Below are 16,968 nucleotides of genomic sequence, written 5' to 3'. Positions count from 1 at the left end.
TGACGCAGCTTCTCCGGTTTGATCAGGAAGCGAGCCAGGGCCGGCAGCAGCCAGATCGCGCCGACCATGTTCCAGAGGAACATGAAGGTCAGCATCAGACCCATGTCGGCCTGGAACTTGATCGCCGAGAACACCCAGGTCACCACACCAATCGCCAGGCAGACGCCGGTGAAGATCACCGCCTTGCCGGTGGACTTCAGGGTCTGGTAGTAGGCTTCCTGCAGGGTCATGCCCTGGCGCAGGAACGACTCCAGACGGCTGTAGATGTAGATGCCGTAGTCCACACCGATACCTACACCCAGTGCGATCACCGGCAGCGTCGCCACCTTCACCCCGATGCCCATGAAGGCCATCAGCGCGTTACCGAGGATCGATGTCAGCACCAGCGGCAGGATCACGCAGAGCGTGGCCGCCAGCGAACGGAAGGTCAGCAGGCACATGATGCTCACGGCCAGGTAGACGGCGATCAGCATGGTGGTTTCCGACGCTGCGATGACCTCATTGGTGGCCGCTTCGATACCGGCGTTACCTGCCGCCAGCACGAACTCCAGTCCTTCGCGGTTGTTCTCCTCGGCAAACTCCTTCGCCGCGGCGACCACGTGTTCCAGCGTCTCGGCCTTATGGTCGTTGAGGAACACCAGTACCGGTGCCAGCGAGCAGTCGCTGTTGTACATACCTTCGGCACGGGCGATGGAGTTGTTCAGCACATGCTGGTTACGCGAAAGCGTTTCCCATTTCAGGCTGCCCTCGTTCATGCCCTTGATGCCCTGGCGCGCCACCGACACCATCGACACCGCCGACTGTACCCCCTCGGTGTTCTGCATCTTCCACATCAACTCGTCCATGGCGGCGAGCGTGTCGTAGTGCGAACAGCCTTCCGGCGCGGTCTTGACCATCACTACCAGCACGTCGGAACTGGTCGAGTAGTTGCGAATGACGAAGTCGTTGTCCAGGTTGTAGCGCGAATCCGGATGCAGCTCCGGCGCGCCCTGATCAAGGTCGCCGATCTTCAGGTTCTGGCCGTACCAGAGGCCACCCGCCAGCGCGACCACGGCGATAGTGATGGAGATCGGTGCCACCTTCGGGCTGGCGAAATTCGACAGCGCGCGCCAGAACGGATGATCGCGCGAGGCTTCTTCGCGGGCCTGCTTGATCGCCCGCTGGCTGATGCCCATGTAGGAAATCGCAACCGGCAGCAGGATCAGGTTGGTCAGGATGATCACCGCCACGCCCAGCGAAGCACCGATGGCCAGCTCGCGGATCACGCCGATATCGATCAGCAGCAGGGTAACGAAACCCACCGCGTCGGACAGCAACGCCACCATCCCCGGGATGAACAGCTGACGGAAAGCCATGCGCGCCGCCGTCACCGGATCCTCGGTATAGCCGGAGGCCATGGCGATGCCGTTGATCTTCTGTACGCCGTGGGAGATACCGATGGCGAAGACCAGGAACGGTACCAGCATCGAGTACGGATCGAGCCCGAAGCCCAGGGTGTGCAACAGGCCGAGCTGCCAGGTCACGGCGATCAGCGTGGTGATCAACACCGCAATGGTGCTCTTCAGGCAACGGGTGAACCACAGCAGCAGGACGAAGGTGATGCCGATGGCGACGATGAAGAACAACGCCACACCGACCAGCCCGTCGATCAGGTCACCGACCTTCTTGGCGAAGCCGATGATGTGAATCTCCACATTCGGGTTCTGCGTCTCGTACTTGTCGCGAATCTTCTCTTCCAGCTCGTGGGAGAACTTCTGGTAGTCCAGCTTGATCTGCTTGCTGCGATCTTCCGGATCCGAGTAGGACTCCATCAGCGGCACGTCGATGATGCTGGACTTGAAGTCATTGGCGACCAGACGCCCGACCTGACCGGACTTGAGAATGTTGCTGCGAAGGTCATCGAGACTTTCCGGCGACCCGTCATAGGTCTGCGGAATGACCTCACCGCCGGCGAAGCCTTGCTCTGTCACCTCGGTCCAGCGAACGCTGGGACTCCAAAGCGACTTCATGTTGGAGCGATCGACACCTTGGATATAGAACACTTCGTCATGAATCTGCCGCAGCGTTTCCATGTAGTCCTTGGCGAAGATGTCACCATCTTTTGCTGCCACGGAGATCCGCACCGTGTTGCCGAGGTTGGCCAGATCATTCTGGTGCTCGAGCATCTTCTGGATATACGGATGCCCCAGCGGAATCATCTTCTCGAAGCTGGTCTGCGGCCGAACCTGGGCCGCCTGATAGAAGAGAAATGCGCTGATCAGCAGGCAGAGTACGACGACTGCCGGCCGGTTGTTGAAGATCAGGCGCTCGAGGAACGACGCCGGCTTCTGGTGGTGCTTGGTCATGCAGACTCTCCCGGCTTTATTGTTGTGTGGCCAGATCCGCGCCCGATGGCGAGGCGATGCGAACACCACCCTGCCCTACCAGGATCAGGTTGCCTTGGGAATCGGAGGTGACACCCGACAGCGAACGGCGGTCGGGGCGATTGAACAGCTTGAAGCTACGGCCCTGATCGTCGCTGGTGAGTACCGCGCCGCCGTGACCGACCACCACGATGCGCCCATTACGCAGCAGGTTGCCGTCGGCCAGCCCGGACTCCAGTACATTGCCGTTGCCGTTGACGAGCTCGATGCCTTCCCAGCTGTCGCCGAAGTCGATGGAGCGGAACAGGTGGCCGCGCAGCCCGAAGGCAACCACGACCCCCGGTTCCGAACCGCCGACTACCCCGAAGAACGACCCCTGATACGGCGACTCGACGCGCTCCCAGGTTTCGCCCATATCGGCAGAACGGAACATTCCGCCCAGTTCGCCTACGACAAACAGGCCCGAGCCCTGAATATGGGTGATGGCGTTCAGGTGATAACCGTCCTCGTTGTCGAGGCGCTCACTGATGTCCTCCCAGCTCTGACCGCCATCGATGGTTTCGAGCAGCGCACCGTAGGCGCCAACCGCGATGCCGTGCTGGGTGTCTTCGAACCAGACGTCCAGCAAGGGGGCCTCGCGTTCGCGATCCTCATACTGCGCCGTCCAGCTCTCACCGCCGTCGGCTGTAGCCAGGATCAACGCGTCATGGCCAACCGCCCAGCCGTGCTTGTCGTCGACGAAGTCGATGGCCGTCAGCAGCTGGCGCGTCGGCACCTTGGCCTGCATCCAGCTGGCGCCACCATCGTCGGAATAGAGAATGTGGCCTCTATCGCCTGCCGCAACTAGCCGTTCGCCGGCCTGGGTGATATCGAGCAGAAGATTGGAAACCGCCTTGGCCGACTCGATCGAGTAGCGGGCCTGGCCATCGGTAGCAGCCTGGGCGGGCGCCGATGCTGCGAGCAGCAGGAGTGAGAAGGCGCCGCACAGCGAAAGCATGCCGGCAACCGATGAGTGAAGACGCGACGCCCTCGCCTGGGATGGAACCACGGCGCGGCCGGATAGTGTGCGCCGCTGAACGGGCTCACTCATACATACCCCCTTTATTCTTATTAGGTAAGGCCTGTAATGCAGGCTCGGCCATCCTAGCCAGCTTCCACAGACAGGCACAATTGGCCGGACGTTATGAATTGTTAACTCTCACGCAATGATTGACGCGTGATCACTCAGGCTGATTGGGCCAGTGGCCAGTATGTGCCGACCGCCCCTTTCGATCCCGCAGTGACGATCCGACGCGAGGCGCCAGAGGATGGTCACGATACGCAGGAAGGTTGTTTGCCGTGGATAGTGCCTGGAACGGGCCCTCGTAAAAGAAAGGCCGATCGCATTGCACGATCGGCCTTGTCGAGTCAGGCGAGGCTCTTGCTCACCACTTCGTAGACATCGCTGGACAGCTCTCCGGACGCAAGGATGCGCTCCAGCTCGGCCCTCATCAGCGCCTGCCGGGCGCTGTCGTACTTGCGCCAGCGGGTCAGCGGTGCCAGCAGCCGCGAGGCGATCTGCGGGTTCAGCGCGTTGAGGGTGATCACCTGGTCGGCGAGGAAGCGGTAGCCGGCGCCATCGGCGCGGTGGAAGTTGACCAGGTTCTGGTTGGCGAAGGCGCCGATCAACGCACGCACCTTGTTCGGATTCTTCAGGGTGAATGCCGGGTGCTGCATCAGCGTCTGCACCCGTTCCAGCCCGCCGGGCAACGGGTTGCCGGCCTGAACACTGAACCACTGGTCCATTACCAGCGGGTTGTCCTTGAAGTGCTCGGCGAAGGCCTGCAGCGCCTTGTCGCGCTCAGCCTCGAACGGCGAGTTGACCAGCACGGCCAGTGCGGTCAAGCGCTCGGTCATGTTGTCGGCCTGCTCGAACTGTTCCAGGCAGGCTTCCACGACTTCGGCTTTTTCGCTCAGCATCAGATACGACAATGCGATGTTCTGCAGGGCGCGACGGGCGAAATGTTCGGCCGAGGCGACATAGGGCGTGCTGCGCGAGGTTTCGCGATTGGCCTGGTAGCGCTGCCACAGCGGCTCGAACAACGCGTCGGCGATGCGCTTGCGGGCGAACTCGCGTGCCGTATGGATGGCATCCACGTCCGCCACTTCGCTGATTTCGGTCAGATAGGCCTCGCCCGGCAACGAAAGCATTTCGGCAACCATGGCTGCATCAAGCGTCTCGTTTTGCAACAGGCTGCATAGCGCCTCGACCAGGCGCTCATCCATCACCAACGCTTCCCCACGCTGATGCCGACCGATCAGCTCCTGCAGCACCTGCACCGACAGCTGCTGACCCGCTTCCCAGCGATTGAAGCCGTCGGAATCGTGCTGCATCAGGAACATCAGCTGGTCGCGGTCGTACGGGTAATCCAGCTTTACCGGCGCGGAGAAGCCGCGCAGCAGCGATGGCTGCGGACGCTCGGCGACGTCGACGAAGGTAAAGGTCTGTTCGGCTTCGGTCACCGCCAGCACGCGGCTGGTTCCGACGGCGGAGGCTTCACCGTCCAGACGCAGCGGCATGTCCGAACCATCGGCGGCGAGCAGGCCCAGCGCCACCGGAATCACGAACGGCTCCTTGGTCGGCTGGCCCGGCGTCGGTGGACAGCTCTGGCGGAAGGTCAGGCGGTAGGTCTGCGCCGCCTCGTCGTATTGCTCGCTGACAGCCAGGCGCGGCGTGCCGGACTGGCTGTACCAGCGCTTGAACTGGGTCAGATCGGCACCGTTGGCGTCTTCCATGGCCTTGACGAAATCATCGACCGTCACGGCCTGGCCGTCATGCCGCTCGAAATAGAGGTCGCTGCCCTTGCGGAAGCCCTCGTCGCCCAGCAGCGTCTGGATCATGCGCACCACTTCGGCGCCCTTCTCGTAGACGGTCAGGGTGTAGAAGTTGGAAATCTCGATGAAGGATTCCGGGCGCACCGAGTGCGCCATGGGGCCGGCGTCCTCGGCGAACTGGTGGGTGCGCAGGTAGGCGACATCCTCGATGCGCTTGACCGTCGCCGAGTTCATGTCGGCGCTGAACTGCGAATCGCGGAAGACGGTGAAGCCTTCCTTGAGCGACAGCTGGAACCAGTCGCGACAGGTCACGCGATTGCCCGACCAGTTGTGGAAGTATTCGTGGGCGACGATGGCCTCGACGCGCTGGTGCGCGGCATCGGTAGCGGTTTCGGCGCGGGCCAGCACGGCGCTGGAGTTGAAGATATTGAGGCCCTTGTTCTCCATGGCGCCCATGTTGAAGTCGTTGACCGCGACGATCATGAAGATGTCCAGGTCGTACTCGCGACCGTAGGCCTCTTCATCCCACTTCATCGACTTCTTCAGGCTGTCCATGGCGTGCTGGCACTTGTCGACGTTCTCCGGCTCGACGTAGATCCGCAGCGCCACGTCGCGCCCGCTCATGGTGGTGAAGCTGTCCTCGATGGCCCAGAGGTCACCCGCCACCAGGGCGAACAGGTAGGCCGGCTTCTTGAACGGATCTTCCCAGGTCGCCCAGTGCCGACCGTTGTCCTCGCTGCCGCTGGCAATCGGGTTGCCGTTGGAAAGCAGCACCGGATAGGCCTTTTGTTCGGCGCTCACGGTGGTGGTGAACTTGCTCATCACGTCCGGGCGGTCGAGGTAATAAGTGATCTTGCGGAAGCCCTCGGCCTCGCACTGGGTGCAGAACATGCTGCCGGACTTGTACAGCCCTTCCAGCGCGGTGTTGCTTTCCGGATGGATGACCACCGAGCTGTCGATGACGAAGCTTTCGCTGTCCGGCTGCAGGGTCAGACAGTCTTCGCTGATCTGGTAGTCGCCCAGGCTCAGCTCGCGGTCGTTCAGCGCGATGGCCTGCAGCTCAAGCTCCTGGCCGTGCAGCTCCAGCGGCGGCAGCTTGCCAGCCGGGCGCTCGGGATTGCGGCGCATCACCAGCTGGGCGTGCACCAGGGTGCGGTCCTCGTACAGTTCGAAGGTCAGGTGGGTTTCATCAATCAGGTATTCAGGCGCCTGGTAATCCTTCAGATGAATGACTTTCGGTTGTTCGGTACGCATGGAAACCTCGTCGACTGAGCTTCAAGCGGGTAGCTTCAAGCAGGAATTTGGCGATGGACTGCCAGCCCGGAAACCGGGCTGCGGATGAGTTCGAGCTTAGCGTCTGTCGCGACGGACTTGTAGGGTGGAAACGGAGAAGCCTTTTCCACAGGGCTGTTCCAGGCCGCTCATCCTTGAGCCCGCCGGCCGTAAGCGGTGGATAAGCGAAGCGTTATCCACCCTACGCGGTAGCGCTGGCGGCGACCTGATAAGCGGTGAACTTGCGAATGTTGATCACGCCGGTATCGAGAATCAGGTACTGGCCCTTGATGCCCCTGAGCGTACCTTCGACTACGGGCGTCTTCTCCAGATCGAGACTGACCACCTTGGTCGGATAGGCGTCGACCGGATAGCGAATCTCCAGCACCTCGGCGTCCGCCACCGGCTGGATCGCCTGCAGCCCGTAGCGCTGTTGCAACTCGCGCAACCCATCGGCACAGGCATCGAAGATCTGCTCGCGCATTTCGATCAGGTCGATGGGTTCGGCATCGCCCTTGAGCAGCGCGCGCCAATTGGTGCGATCCGCCACCTGGCTGCGCAGCAGGTCTTCGACCATTCCGGACTGCTGGCGCGTGGCGACGCGCATGATCGGCAGCGCCTGGCTGGCGCCCTGATCGAGCCAGCGCGTCGGCAGTTGCGTGGCACGGGTGATCCCGACCTTGATGCCCGACGAGTTGGCCAGGTAGACCACGTGGTCGGTCATGCAGAAGTCCATGCCCCACTGCGGGTCGCGGCAGGTGCCGAAATCGTGGTGGCACTTTTCCGGGCTCATGATGCAGACATCGCACTGCGGCAGCTTCTTGAAGCAGGGATAGCAATAACCCTGGCTGAAGCTCTTGTTGGTCTTGCGACCGCAATGGGTGCAGTTGATGGCGCCGAGGTATTCCAGACGCAGGGTCTTGCCGATCAGCGGATTGACCGGCACCAGCTCGTCGTTCAGACGGAAGGAATACTGCGCCGGTGCGCCGAGCTGGATCGACATCTTGCTCAGCGCACCGCGTCCCAATTCGAGCATCAGTGGCGGGTTCCCGAAGCGGGAGCGAACAGGCTGGTATCGATGGCCGGCTCAGCCTTCTTGCTCTTGGAAGCACATTCCTGACCGCCCATGAAGCCGGTGCGCTGTTCTTCCGGGAGGTTCTTCATCTCCCAGGCGATCACCGCCTGCATGCAGGTTTCCTTCTGCTCGGGGGTCAGCTTGCGGCCGTCAGCCCATTTGCCTAGTTCAAGCGCCTGTTTGAGGTTCAGGTAGATTTCGGGGGTGATGTTTTCGGCGGTTTGGATAAAGGTCGACATGGCCAGCTCCGAGGGAAACGAGCGGCCATTCTACCGGGCAGCTGTGCTTTAGGGAAAAGCCTCAGCGCTGGCGCCGATGGCGCACCAGGGTGCCGCCAATCACGCCGGTCACGCAGCCGGCGACCAACCCGCCGACATGAGCGGCATTGGCGATGGCCAACGCGCCGAAACTGAGCACCTCAATGACGCCGGTGAGGCAGATCACCAGCCACACCAGCATCAGCACCACCACGCCGGGCGGCAGTCGGTAGGCCTCGTTGGGCGCGAGCTTCTGATATAGCCAGCAGTGCCCGAGCAGCCCGTACAGCACGCCGGAAAGCCCACCAAAAATACCCGGGCCACCGAACAGGTACTGGGCGAAGTTGGACACCAAACCGAACAGCAGCGTCAGCGCCAGCAGCACCCAGGCGCGCTGAAGGGCTTCGATGCGCCGCCCCAGCTCCCAGAACCACATGCTGTTCATCGCCAGATGCAGAATGCCGAAATGCACGAAGATCGGCGTGATCAGCCTCCACCATTGTCCGGCAGCGAGTGTCTGCTCCAGCGAGGCGAAGTAGGCGTATTCACCGTCGACACGGAAGTCGACGAAGTTCAGCCAGCGGATCGTCGCGAAATTCTCACCAAGCATGGTGATAGCCGCGACAACCACGGTGATGACCAATACCGCCGCGGTCAGCGGGCTGGCGCGCAGAGCGGCGACGAAACCGCCGCGGCGACGCGGCTGTTCGATGACGACGCTGTCATCGCCATGGGGATGCCGCGCGTAAAGGTCACGAACCTGCTCGACAACCTCAACCGGCACGCGCAGTACCTGTTGATCGCCCTCCTCCGACACCCGGCACGGCACCCGCAGACGGCGCAGCAAGGCGATGAAACCGCTGAGGTCTTCCGACAGCGGCAGGCGCAGCGCTTCGCTCACCTCGACACTCATGTTCGGAACACCGCGCAGACATCGACCCAGACGAACTTCGCCGGGTCCAGCCGGACTTCCTGATCCAGTCGATAGGCCACCAGTTTGCCGTTCTTCACCGCGCTGTAGTCCAGGCAGGCCAGATTGTCGCGCAGCGGCCCCGGCTGGCCACGCCGCCAGTAGTGGCCGACGAACAACAGCGGCTCGTCCGGACCGTAGAGGAAGAGGCGATTCTTCTGTTGCGCAGATAGCGGCATGCGCGCCGCATGGTCCGGCAGGCCGTCGGGCTGGAACACCACGTCACCGTAGGTCTGTGGGTTCTCTTCCCAGAATTTGGTGCGGAAGAAGGTGCGCACGAAACCTTCCTCACTGGTCAGCGTCATGCCCTCGGGCAGCGGCATATCGGTGCCGCGCAGCAGCCGATCCAGCGCCTGGCAGATGAAGGTGCCCGGCAGGCCGGCTTCGCGCAGGATTGCCGGATTGAGGCAGGCGTCGTTGAGAAACGGACGCAGGCGTGCGATCACCCAGCTGTCCCAGCAGGCATGCACCACGCGGAAGCGCTCGGATTCCAAGAACAGTGGCAACTCGTAGAACCATTCGCGGAACGCTCGCCACTCGTCCGGATACGGTTCGAACTGCTCGAACGTCTCCTGCAGCAGGCGGGCGAAGCGCGGCGTGCGGTCACGCACGAATTCCCGGCCGCTGCCCGGCGGTGCCGGCATGTACCAGCCCAGCGCGTTGAACTCGTGGTTACCCATGATGCAGTAGGCTTGCCCACGATCGACCATGTCGTAGACCAGATGCAGCGCCTCGCGGATATGCGGGCCGCGGTCGATGATGTCGCCGAGGAAGATCACCTGTCGCCGCGAATGGCGCCAGACCCCGCCCTCCAGGCGGTAGCCCAGCTGATCCAGCAGCCGCGCCAGTGCACGACCGCAGCCATGCACATCACCGATAAGGTCGTAGCCGCGTTCGGGATCAAGCTGCATCAATCGCCCCCGCCGAGGCGACTGCCCCAGCCCAGCTTGGTCCGGCAAACTTCGTAGTAGTTGTGGTCCAGCGGATGGATCAGGTGCAGCTTCTGCGGCTTCTTGCGCACCGTCACTGTATCGCCCGGGGCACAGGTGAAGTGGTTCTGGCCGTCGCAGGACACCTGCGGATAGATCTGCATGTTCGGCGACACCACGATCTTCAGCTCGCTGTTGCCATCGACCACGATCGGACGGCTCGACAGCGTGTGCGGGTACATGGGCACGACGACGATGGCGTCCAATCGCGGATGCATGATCGGCCCGCCCGCCGACAGCGAATAGGCAGTGGAGCCGGTGGGGGTCGCCACGATCAGGCCGTCAGCCTTCTGGCTGCAGACGAACTGGCCGTCGATGTACAGCTCGAATTCGATCATGCGCGTGGATTTGCCCGGATGCAGCACCACATCGTTGAGCGCGTCGCCCTCGCCGATCGGCTCGTCGAAGCGTCGCGCCTGGGCCTCCAGCAGAAAGCGATTTTCCAGGGTGTACTGGCCGTTGAGCACTTCGGCGACTTTCTCTTCCAGCTCATCCGGACGGATGTCGGTGAGAAAGCCGAGGCTGCCACGATTGATGCCGAGTACCGGCACCCGGTGCTTGGCCATCGCCCGGGCGGCGCCCAGCAGGCTGCCGTCGCCGCCGACCACGATCACCAGGTCGCAGGATTCGCCCAGCCGCTGCCGCGACGAGGTCTGCATGCCGTGTCCCGGCAGCACCTCGGCGATGTTCTCTTCAAGAATCACATGCAGATGGCGTTCGACGAGGAATCGCTTCAGCCGGCGGATGGTATCCAGCACCTGGGAGCTACCCAGGCGGCCGATGATGCCGATATTGCGGAATTGCTCCATTGACGTTCCCTGGTGAGGCTGGGCGGATGGTTGCGGGCAGTCGCAGCGCTCGAAAATAACACGCAGCACGCAGGCGACGACGCCGATACGAATCGGCCATTCGCCTGAATTCCAGCACAGGCCTTAGAGCCCCTGCTCGCCGCGGTGTTCAGCGGCAGGGGATTATCAGCGAAACGCCGGACCATCAGCAAACCGACAGCTATGCTGCATTCATGAGCCTGTGCAGTCTTTCCGCCCTCCCCAACCGCCTCCAGCATCCGCAGGTGCGCGATCTCGCCTGGACGATCCTCTCGCCGCCGCTGCTGAACGAGGCACCGCAGTGTCAGCGTCACCCGCTGTCCGCGAGCTGCTGGAACAGCGAGCCGGAGAGACTGGCCAACTGGTTGTGGCAACAGGATGCCGATCCATCGATTCTCGAAGCCTGGCTGTCGCTGCACCGCATTCGACGACTGGGCCTGTACTACGAGCGACTGTGGCAATACGCGCTGTCCCACGCACCCGATATCCAGCTGCTCGCCGCCAATCTGCCGATCCGGCAGAACGGCAGCACCCTCGGCGAGCTGGACCTGCTGTTCTGCGATGACCAGGGCGTGCATCACCTGGAGCTGGCCGTGAAGTTCTACCTGGGGCTCGGGCAGGGCGATGGCAGCCGGCACGCGCATTGGCTTGGTCCCGGCAGTCACGATCGACTCGATCTGAAACTCGACCATATGTGCCAGCGCCAGCTGCCGCTGTGTACCCAGCCAGCAACGCTGGCGGTGCTCGCCGAACTCACCGGTCGCCCGGTGCAAAGCAGCTTCTGGCTCAGCGGCTATCTATTTCGCCCCTGGCCGCAAGGCTGCACACCGCCACTTGGCGCCAACCCGCACCACCTGCAGGGCAGATGGCTGCGCCAGGCTGACTGGCCGCGATTCCAGGCCGAGAATCCCGACGCAGTCTGGCAACCTATCGCTCGCTCGGCCTGGCTCGCGCCAGCACGTGTTACGCAAGCCGAACTGTGGACTGCCAACCGGTTCGCCGACTGGCAGGCCGCCAATCCGGCACAGGCGCGGGCGCAGCTGCTGGCGCGGCTCGAACCGGATGCATCGGGCGTCTGGCTGGAGCAGGAACGGCTGTTTCTGGTTGCCGATGATTGGCCCTGCAACGGCGCCGCAGCGCGTCCGCTGTCATCCACCTGACACCTTGAACAGCTAGACTGCCTGCCCGACTCGACCCTACAGATCGATAGCCGACGAACCCGCATGCCCACCGACGCGCAGCATCATTCGACATCCTCCCGACTCGACGCCTGGACCATTTTTCTGGTGTTCCTGCGCCTGGGCCTCACCTCCTTTGGCGGTCCCATCGCGCATCTCGGCTATTTCCGCGAGGAGTTCGTCCAGCGTCGCCGCTGGCTGGACGAGCGCAGCTATGCCGATCTGGTCGCGCTCTGCCAGTTTCTTCCAGGCCCGGCCAGCAGCCAGGTAGGCCTGGCGATCGGTTTGCTGCGCGGCGGTTACCGTGGCTCGCTGGCGGCCTGGGCAGGCTTCACCCTGCCATCGGCGATCGCGCTGACGCTGTTCGCGCTGGGAATCGCCACATGGGGCGACGCGCTGCCTGCTGGCGTCCTTCAGGGTCTGAAGATCGTCGCCGTGGCCGTGGTTGCCCAGGCCGTCTGGGGCATGGCACGAACGCTGTGCACCGACGCGCCGCGAATCGCCATTGCGCTGGCGGCGGCGAGCACCGTGCTGCTGCTCCCGTTCATCTGGAGCCAGGTTGCGGTCATCGCCGCGGCGGGTCTGATCGGGGTGGTTTTCTTTCGCCCTGCCACCACCGAAGCACATGTCGTATTGCCCGTTGCGGTGAAGCGTCGGGCCGCGCTCACAGCACTGGCGCTGTTCTTTGCGCTGCTCATGCTGTTGCCGCTACTCGCCAGCGGCACGGACAACCCGTTGCTGGCGTTGCTCGATGCGTTCTACCGCGTTGGCGCGCTGGTGTTCGGTGGCGGCCACGTGGTGCTGCCGCTGCTGCAGGCCGAAGTGGTGCAGCCAGGCTGGGTAGACCGCGATACGTTCCTCGCTGGCTACGGCGCGGCCCAGGCGGTACCCGGCCCGCTGTTCACCTTTGCCGCGTTTCTCGGCGCCTCGATGAATGAATCGCCCAGCGGCTTGCTGGGAGCGGCGGTGTGCCTGGTTGCGGTATTCGTGCCGTCGTTTCTGCTGGTCATCGGCGTGCTGCCGTTCTGGGAGCGCCTGCGCAGCAACCGGCGCACGCAGGCAGCCCTGGCGGCGGTCAACGCGGCGGTGGTCGGGTTGCTGCTGGCTGCGCTGTACGATCCGGTATGGACCAGCGGCATCAAGGCCCCAGAGCATTTCGTCCTTGCCCTGCTCGCCCTCGCCGCACTGATGTACTGGAAACTACCGCCCTGGCTGGTGGTGATCGGTGGCGCTGTGGGTGGTGGCCTGATCGGCCTGACGAGCTAAACGACTGGCGGGATCGCGCCGATCAGCTTTCCATCGCCAGCAACACGGCGCTTGCCACCAGAAAAACGCTGAACAGCAGTCGCAGCAGACGTTCCGGCAAGGCATGCGCCAACCGCACGCCCAAGCTGATGCTGAGCAATCCGCCTACCGCCAGCGGCAGGCCAAGCGACCAGTTAACCTGATGATGCAGCGCATAGGTCACCAGAGTGACGCCGGTGCTCGGCGCGGCCAGTGCCAGCGACAGGCCCTGAGCGACCACCTGCGAGGTGCCGAATACGCTGGTCAGAATCGGCGTGGCGATAACCGCTCCACCGACACCGAACAAACCTCCCATTGCTCCGGCACCCGCACCGAGCAGGCCCAGCCATGGCCAGGGATGACGCAGGTGTCCGGCGCCGGCGGCCGGGCGCAGAAACACCCGTAGCAAGGTGTAGGCAGCCAGGGCCAGCAGGAAGCCGACGAACGCCATGCGCATGCGCCCGGCATCCAGCGACACGGCAACGGCCGCACCGGCGATGGCGAACACGAAACTGGCACTGCCCAGCGCGAGGGCATGCCGCCAGTCAATGCGATTGCGCTGGTGATAGCGCCAGATGGCAAGCAGCACGTTGGGCACGACCATCACCAACGCGGTGCCTTGCGCCAGCTGCTGGTCCAGGCCGAACAGCACGCCCAGCACGGGAATCGCAATCAGCCCGCCGCCGATACCGAACAAGCCGCCCAGCGTGCCTAACGCCAATCCGAGCAGTACGTTCATTCCGATATCCAGCAGCATTCCGACGCTCCAATTCACAGGGGCGCTCATCGTACGCCGCCGCCGCTGGCGCCGGTACGCATAGCCACGCACAATGGCTTTGCGCAGATCGCACAAGCAAGGAATTCGAATGCTGCCCGACGCCCTTTCCGCCCAGCTCAGCCTGTTCATCGATGTGCTCGACGCTGGCAGCTTCTCCGCCGCCGCGCGCCGCCACGGCCTGACACCGTCGGCGGTGGCGCGGCGCATCGATGCACTGGAACAGGCACTGGGCTGCCAGCTGTTCAACCGCAGCACCCACGCGGTTCGCCCGATGCCCGCCGCATTGGCATTCGCCGAGCGCGCCCGGCGCATCGTGCAGGAACTGCACCTGGCGCGCGCCGAAGCGACGTCGCTGGACAGCGCACCGGAAGGCCGCATCCGGATCGACGCACCGGCCCCCTTCGGTCGCCGTCATCTGGCGCCGGCCCTGGCCGAATTTCTCCAGGCCTATCCGGGAGTCGATATCCAGCTGCGTCTGATCGACAGCTTCGTCGACCTGCACGGCGAGCACCTGGGTGAGGTCGATCTGGTGTTGCGCATCGGCCCGCTGGCCGACACCCGTCTGGTCGCCACACCGCTGGCGCCGATGGTGCGAGTAGTCTGCGCCAGCCCCGCCTATCTGGAACGCCGCGGCGTGCCACTACAACCGGAGGAATTGCCCGACCATGATGGGTTGGACTGGGATGCGCTGGCGCCGCCCCATGCGTGGCGCTTCGAGCGCGGCGGGCGACCGCAACTGCTGCGTCCGGGCCGCCTGCGCATGGTGGCGAACAATGCCGAAGCGCTGCTGGCAGGGGCATTGGCGGGACTTGGCATCGCCCACCTGCCAACCTGGCTGATCAGCGACCAGCTGCTGCGTGGCGAACTGCTGCCGCTGTTCTGCGAAGGGGGATTGCCGCAACCGGAAGCCAGCGGCATCTACGCGCTGCGATTGCGACGCGAGGCCGACTCGCGGAGCCGTCTGTTGCTGGAGTTTCTGAAAAACCGCTTCGGCCCGGTCCCTCCCTGGGACCAGGCACTTCAGAGCGGCTTCAAGCGGGAGTGAGGATAGAACGGTCAGGCACCCTGACCTTCGATCTCCTGGGTGACGCCCCAGCCATCAAGCACCCCACCGAGGGGTTCGACCAGGTATTCAAGATCCTGCTCGAAATCGCCGATGCCATCGAACGTCGCATACATCACCTTGCTTACCTGCAGATTCCAGCTTCCGTCCTCACGCGGAAACACCTGGGTATTGATGGTTTCGCCGCGAAAGTTCTGCGCGGCCCTCTGAGCGCGGTCCTGTTCGGAAAATACCGCATAGAACTCGATTGGATGGACTCGGGCGAAATCGAAACCGCCCTCCTTCATCCGGCGCAGAACGGTGCTGCTGACATCCTCGTGGAAGGTGGTGCTCATAAATCAACCTCCTCTCATACCTGGATGAAGTTGCCACGAGCTCAGCGGGAGATCGGCTCCGTCGTCAAGACATCGGGCAAACGGGAGTCGCAACAGCTAGTCGAAGTGACGCGGTGGACGCAGTCCACGCTGACAAGCTAGCAGGCCGCGGAGCCAACTGCGAGGGCTTAATTAACCCCCGGCCCAAGCGCGCAGCCTCGCTCCAGTAGAACCCGGAAAAGTCCCGGCAGTTCAACCCGGACGCTGGATGCAAAAACGGCCCGCACCGTTGCCGGGCGGGCCGTGGATCAAGCACAGCGCGTGTTACTGCGTCGCTATCACGATCTGGAATCAGTCGTTGCTAGGCTTGGCGATCGCATGCAATACGTATTGCGGCAGAGCAAACGCGCCGATGTGCACATGCGGGTTGTAATACCGCGTAACGATGCCGCTGCCGGCGAAGCGCTGCATCAGAGCTTCCAGCGGCAGCTTGCGGCTCTCGGCACTGCACGCGCCCCAGGCAAAGGACATGGCCCCACCGATGTAGGTCGGCACGGCCGCCTGGTAGAAATGCCAGTCGGCAAACAGGCCCTGCATGCGTTTGGCAGTGGTCTGCAGTTCGCCCAGTTGCATGAACGGCGTACCGTTCTGCGCAACGAGAATGCCGCCTTCGTTCAGGCAGCGGCGACAGGCCTGGTAGAAGTTCTCCGAGAACAACACTTCACCCGGGCCGATGGGATCGGTGGAGTCTGAAATGATGACGTCGAACCTCTCTTCGGTGGTCGCCACGAAGTGCATGCCGTCATCGATCACCAGATTCAGCCGCGGGTCCTCGAAGGTGCCGGCGGAATGATTCGGCAGGAACTCCCTGCACATCTCCACTACGGCGCCGTCGATCTCGACCATGGTGATGCTTTCGATATCGCGATGACGAGCCACTTCACGGAGGATGCCACCGTCGCCGCCACCGATGATCAGCACCCGGCGCGCCAGGCCATGAGCCAGGATCGGCACGTGGGCGAGCATCTCGTGGTAGATGAATTCGTCGGCTTCGCTGGTCTGGATCACGCCGTCCAAGGCCATCACCCGGCCCATGCGCGGGTTCTCGAAGATCACCAGATGCTGATGCTCGGTGCGCATCTCGTGCAGCAGCTTGTCGACCTGGAACCGCTGCCCGTATCCCTCGTAGAGAGTTTCCTGAAAGTCGCTCATGGGTTATCTCCCTTGACCGGCGACGAAGCAGCGCTCCGCCGCATGATGGCAATCTGGCTTGACGGGCGATGCAGCCTGCCTGCCGAAAAGAGGCGCATTCTACGTTGGCCAAGATGACAGCGGAAACCGCAGGCAGCAAAAGCACACCTCGGGACGACAAGGCCATCGGGAGATCCTAGAGTCTGGTCATGAACGAAATCATCCAATTTCCCTACCTCGAACCCTGGGACTGGCAGCAGTTCCACCGCCATTTCGCCCTGCGCCTGTTGCCCGGCGTGGAGCGGCTGGACGTTGACGGCTACGCGCGTACGCTGCGACTCGGCGAAGCCTGCGGTTGGCTCCGCGTGCGCGCGCAGGCCGACCGCTCAGCGCTCGAACTGACTCTCAGCGACTCCCTGCAACAGGCTACCCAGCCACTCGTCGGGCAGATTCGCAGGATGTTCGATCTGGATGCCGACCCGCAGGCCATCGCCACCCATTTCGCTAGCGATCCCGCGCTCGGCCCGTTGATCGCCGCGAACCCCGGCCTGCGCCTGCCAGCCGCCTATGACCCGTTCGAACAGGCGGTGCGG

At 63.3% G+C, this 16,968-nt stretch carries 15 protein-coding genes; 4 read left to right on the top strand and 11 right to left on the bottom strand.

Translation table 11 applies throughout. The features are described 5' to 3' along the window. The 8 genes from LO50_RS13275 to LO50_RS13240 form a co-directional block, all read right to left on the bottom strand. Positions 1–2,345, bottom strand: a 2,345-nt coding sequence (locus LO50_RS13275) for an efflux RND transporter permease subunit (RefSeq protein WP_044315293.1), incomplete at its 3' end; no start/stop codon positions are given. 16 nt (positions 2,346–2,361) lie between these two features. Further along, a complete protein-coding gene (locus LO50_RS13270) occupies positions 2,362–3,360 on the bottom strand; it encodes a WD40/YVTN/BNR-like repeat-containing protein (RefSeq protein ID WP_044315292.1) in 999 nt (332 codons plus the stop codon). 410 nt (positions 3,361–3,770) lie between these two features. Then, on the bottom strand, positions 3,771–6,431 hold the full coding sequence (gene pepN / locus LO50_RS13265; protein WP_044315291.1) for an aminopeptidase N: 2,661 nt from the start codon (positions 6,429–6,431) through the stop codon (positions 3,771–3,773). A 220-nt stretch (positions 6,432–6,651) separates the two neighbouring features. After that, positions 6,652–7,485, bottom strand: coding sequence for a DUF2797 domain-containing protein (locus LO50_RS13260; RefSeq protein ID WP_014820716.1), 834 nt, complete (start codon positions 7,483–7,485; stop codon positions 6,652–6,654). After that, positions 7,485–7,763 (bottom strand): YeaC family protein, encoded by a 279-nt coding sequence (locus tag LO50_RS13255; RefSeq protein WP_003298300.1) that lies wholly within the window; start codon positions 7,761–7,763, stop codon positions 7,485–7,487. The genes LO50_RS13260 and LO50_RS13255 overlap by 1 nt, the downstream gene beginning before the upstream one ends. A gap of 61 nt (positions 7,764–7,824) precedes the next feature. Further along, complete coding sequence (locus LO50_RS13250) at positions 7,825–8,694, bottom strand: rhomboid family intramembrane serine protease (protein WP_044315290.1); 870 nt, start codon at positions 8,692–8,694, stop codon at positions 7,825–7,827. After that, positions 8,691–9,662 (bottom strand): metallophosphoesterase, encoded by a 972-nt coding sequence (locus tag LO50_RS13245; RefSeq protein WP_044315289.1) that lies wholly within the window; start codon positions 9,660–9,662, stop codon positions 8,691–8,693. Before LO50_RS13245 ends, LO50_RS13250 begins: the two co-directional genes overlap by 4 nt. Beyond that, positions 9,662–10,549: an NAD(+) kinase gene (locus LO50_RS13240; RefSeq protein WP_003280695.1), complete on the bottom strand. Its 888-nt coding sequence runs from the start codon at positions 10,547–10,549 to the stop codon at positions 9,662–9,664. Before LO50_RS13240 ends, LO50_RS13245 begins: the two co-directional genes overlap by 1 nt. A gap of 212 nt (positions 10,550–10,761) precedes the next feature. On the opposite strand from LO50_RS13240, the gene LO50_RS13235 reads away from it, so the two are divergent. Together LO50_RS13235 and chrA are read left to right on the top strand one after the other, a co-directional pair. Then, positions 10,762–11,727 (top strand): DUF1853 family protein, encoded by a 966-nt coding sequence (locus tag LO50_RS13235; protein WP_044315288.1) that lies wholly within the window; start codon positions 10,762–10,764, stop codon positions 11,725–11,727. A gap of 63 nt (positions 11,728–11,790) precedes the next feature. Next, positions 11,791–13,011, top strand: coding sequence for a chromate efflux transporter (gene chrA, locus LO50_RS13230; RefSeq protein ID WP_044315287.1), 1,221 nt, complete (start codon positions 11,791–11,793; stop codon positions 13,009–13,011). Positions 13,012–13,033: 22 nt separating this feature from the next. Here chrA and LO50_RS13225 read toward each other — a convergent pair whose 3' ends face one another. Further along, positions 13,034–13,786 (bottom strand): sulfite exporter TauE/SafE family protein, encoded by a 753-nt coding sequence (locus LO50_RS13225; RefSeq protein WP_044315286.1) that lies wholly within the window; start codon positions 13,784–13,786, stop codon positions 13,034–13,036. A gap of 109 nt (positions 13,787–13,895) precedes the next feature. Between LO50_RS13225 and LO50_RS13220 the strand changes: the two genes are divergently transcribed. Next, the gene (locus LO50_RS13220; protein WP_023445157.1) at positions 13,896–14,852 is read left to right on the top strand and encodes a LysR family transcriptional regulator; all 957 of its coding nucleotides are present in this window, start codon (positions 13,896–13,898) and stop codon (positions 14,850–14,852) included. Between the two features lie 11 nt (positions 14,853–14,863). Here LO50_RS13220 and LO50_RS13215 read toward each other — a convergent pair whose 3' ends face one another. Together LO50_RS13215 and speE are read right to left on the bottom strand one after the other, a co-directional pair. Then, positions 14,864–15,205 carry a ribonuclease E inhibitor RraB gene (locus LO50_RS13215; RefSeq protein ID WP_023445156.1) on the bottom strand — a complete coding sequence of 114 codons (342 nt, stop codon included), beginning with the start codon at positions 15,203–15,205 and terminating at the stop codon, positions 14,864–14,866. Between the two features lie 330 nt (positions 15,206–15,535). After that, a complete protein-coding gene (speE, locus tag LO50_RS13210) occupies positions 15,536–16,396 on the bottom strand; it encodes a polyamine aminopropyltransferase (protein ID WP_044315285.1) in 861 nt (286 codons plus the stop codon). 188 nt (positions 16,397–16,584) lie between these two features. Here speE and LO50_RS13205 point away from each other — a divergent pair. Next, a partial coding sequence (locus LO50_RS13205) for an AlkA N-terminal domain-containing protein (protein WP_044315284.1) occupies positions 16,585–16,968 on the top strand: 384 nt, incomplete at its 3' end.

Source organism: Stutzerimonas stutzeri, assembly GCF_000935215.1.
Classification (GTDB): Bacteria; Pseudomonadota; Gammaproteobacteria; order Pseudomonadales; family Pseudomonadaceae; genus Stutzerimonas.
Note: the sequence above shows the minus strand (reverse complement) of the source record. Positions and strands in the feature narration are given on the sequence as shown.

Coding starts and splice junctions, on each gene's coding strand:
- LO50_RS13260 (WP_014820716.1), bottom strand. CDS start 7,485: ATGCTCGAATTGGGACGCGGTGCGCTGAGCAAGATGTCGATCCAGCTC.
- LO50_RS13255 (WP_003298300.1), bottom strand. CDS start 7,763: ATGTCGACCTTTATCCAAACCGCCGAAAACATCACCCCCGAAATCTAC.
- LO50_RS13270 (WP_044315292.1), bottom strand. CDS start 3,360: ATGCTTTCGCTGTGCGGCGCCTTCTCACTCCTGCTGCTCGCAGCATCG.
- LO50_RS13225 (WP_044315286.1), bottom strand. CDS start 13,786: ATGCTGCTGGATATCGGAATGAACGTACTGCTCGGATTGGCGTTAGGC.
- LO50_RS13215 (WP_023445156.1), bottom strand. CDS start 15,205: ATGAGCACCACCTTCCACGAGGATGTCAGCAGCACCGTTCTGCGCCGG.
- chrA (WP_044315287.1), top strand. CDS start 11,791: ATGCCCACCGACGCGCAGCATCATTCGACATCCTCCCGACTCGACGCC.
- LO50_RS13235 (WP_044315288.1), top strand. CDS start 10,762: ATGAGCCTGTGCAGTCTTTCCGCCCTCCCCAACCGCCTCCAGCATCCG.
- LO50_RS13220 (WP_023445157.1), top strand. CDS start 13,896: ATGCTGCCCGACGCCCTTTCCGCCCAGCTCAGCCTGTTCATCGATGTG.
- LO50_RS13245 (WP_044315289.1), bottom strand. CDS start 9,662: ATGCAGCTTGATCCCGAACGCGGCTACGACCTTATCGGTGATGTGCAT.
- LO50_RS13240 (WP_003280695.1), bottom strand. CDS start 10,549: ATGGAGCAATTCCGCAATATCGGCATCATCGGCCGCCTGGGTAGCTCC.
- speE (WP_044315285.1), bottom strand. CDS start 16,396: ATGAGCGACTTTCAGGAAACTCTCTACGAGGGATACGGGCAGCGGTTC.
- pepN (WP_044315291.1), bottom strand. CDS start 6,431: ATGCGTACCGAACAACCGAAAGTCATTCATCTGAAGGATTACCAGGCG.
- LO50_RS13250 (WP_044315290.1), bottom strand. CDS start 8,694: ATGAGTGTCGAGGTGAGCGAAGCGCTGCGCCTGCCGCTGTCGGAAGAC.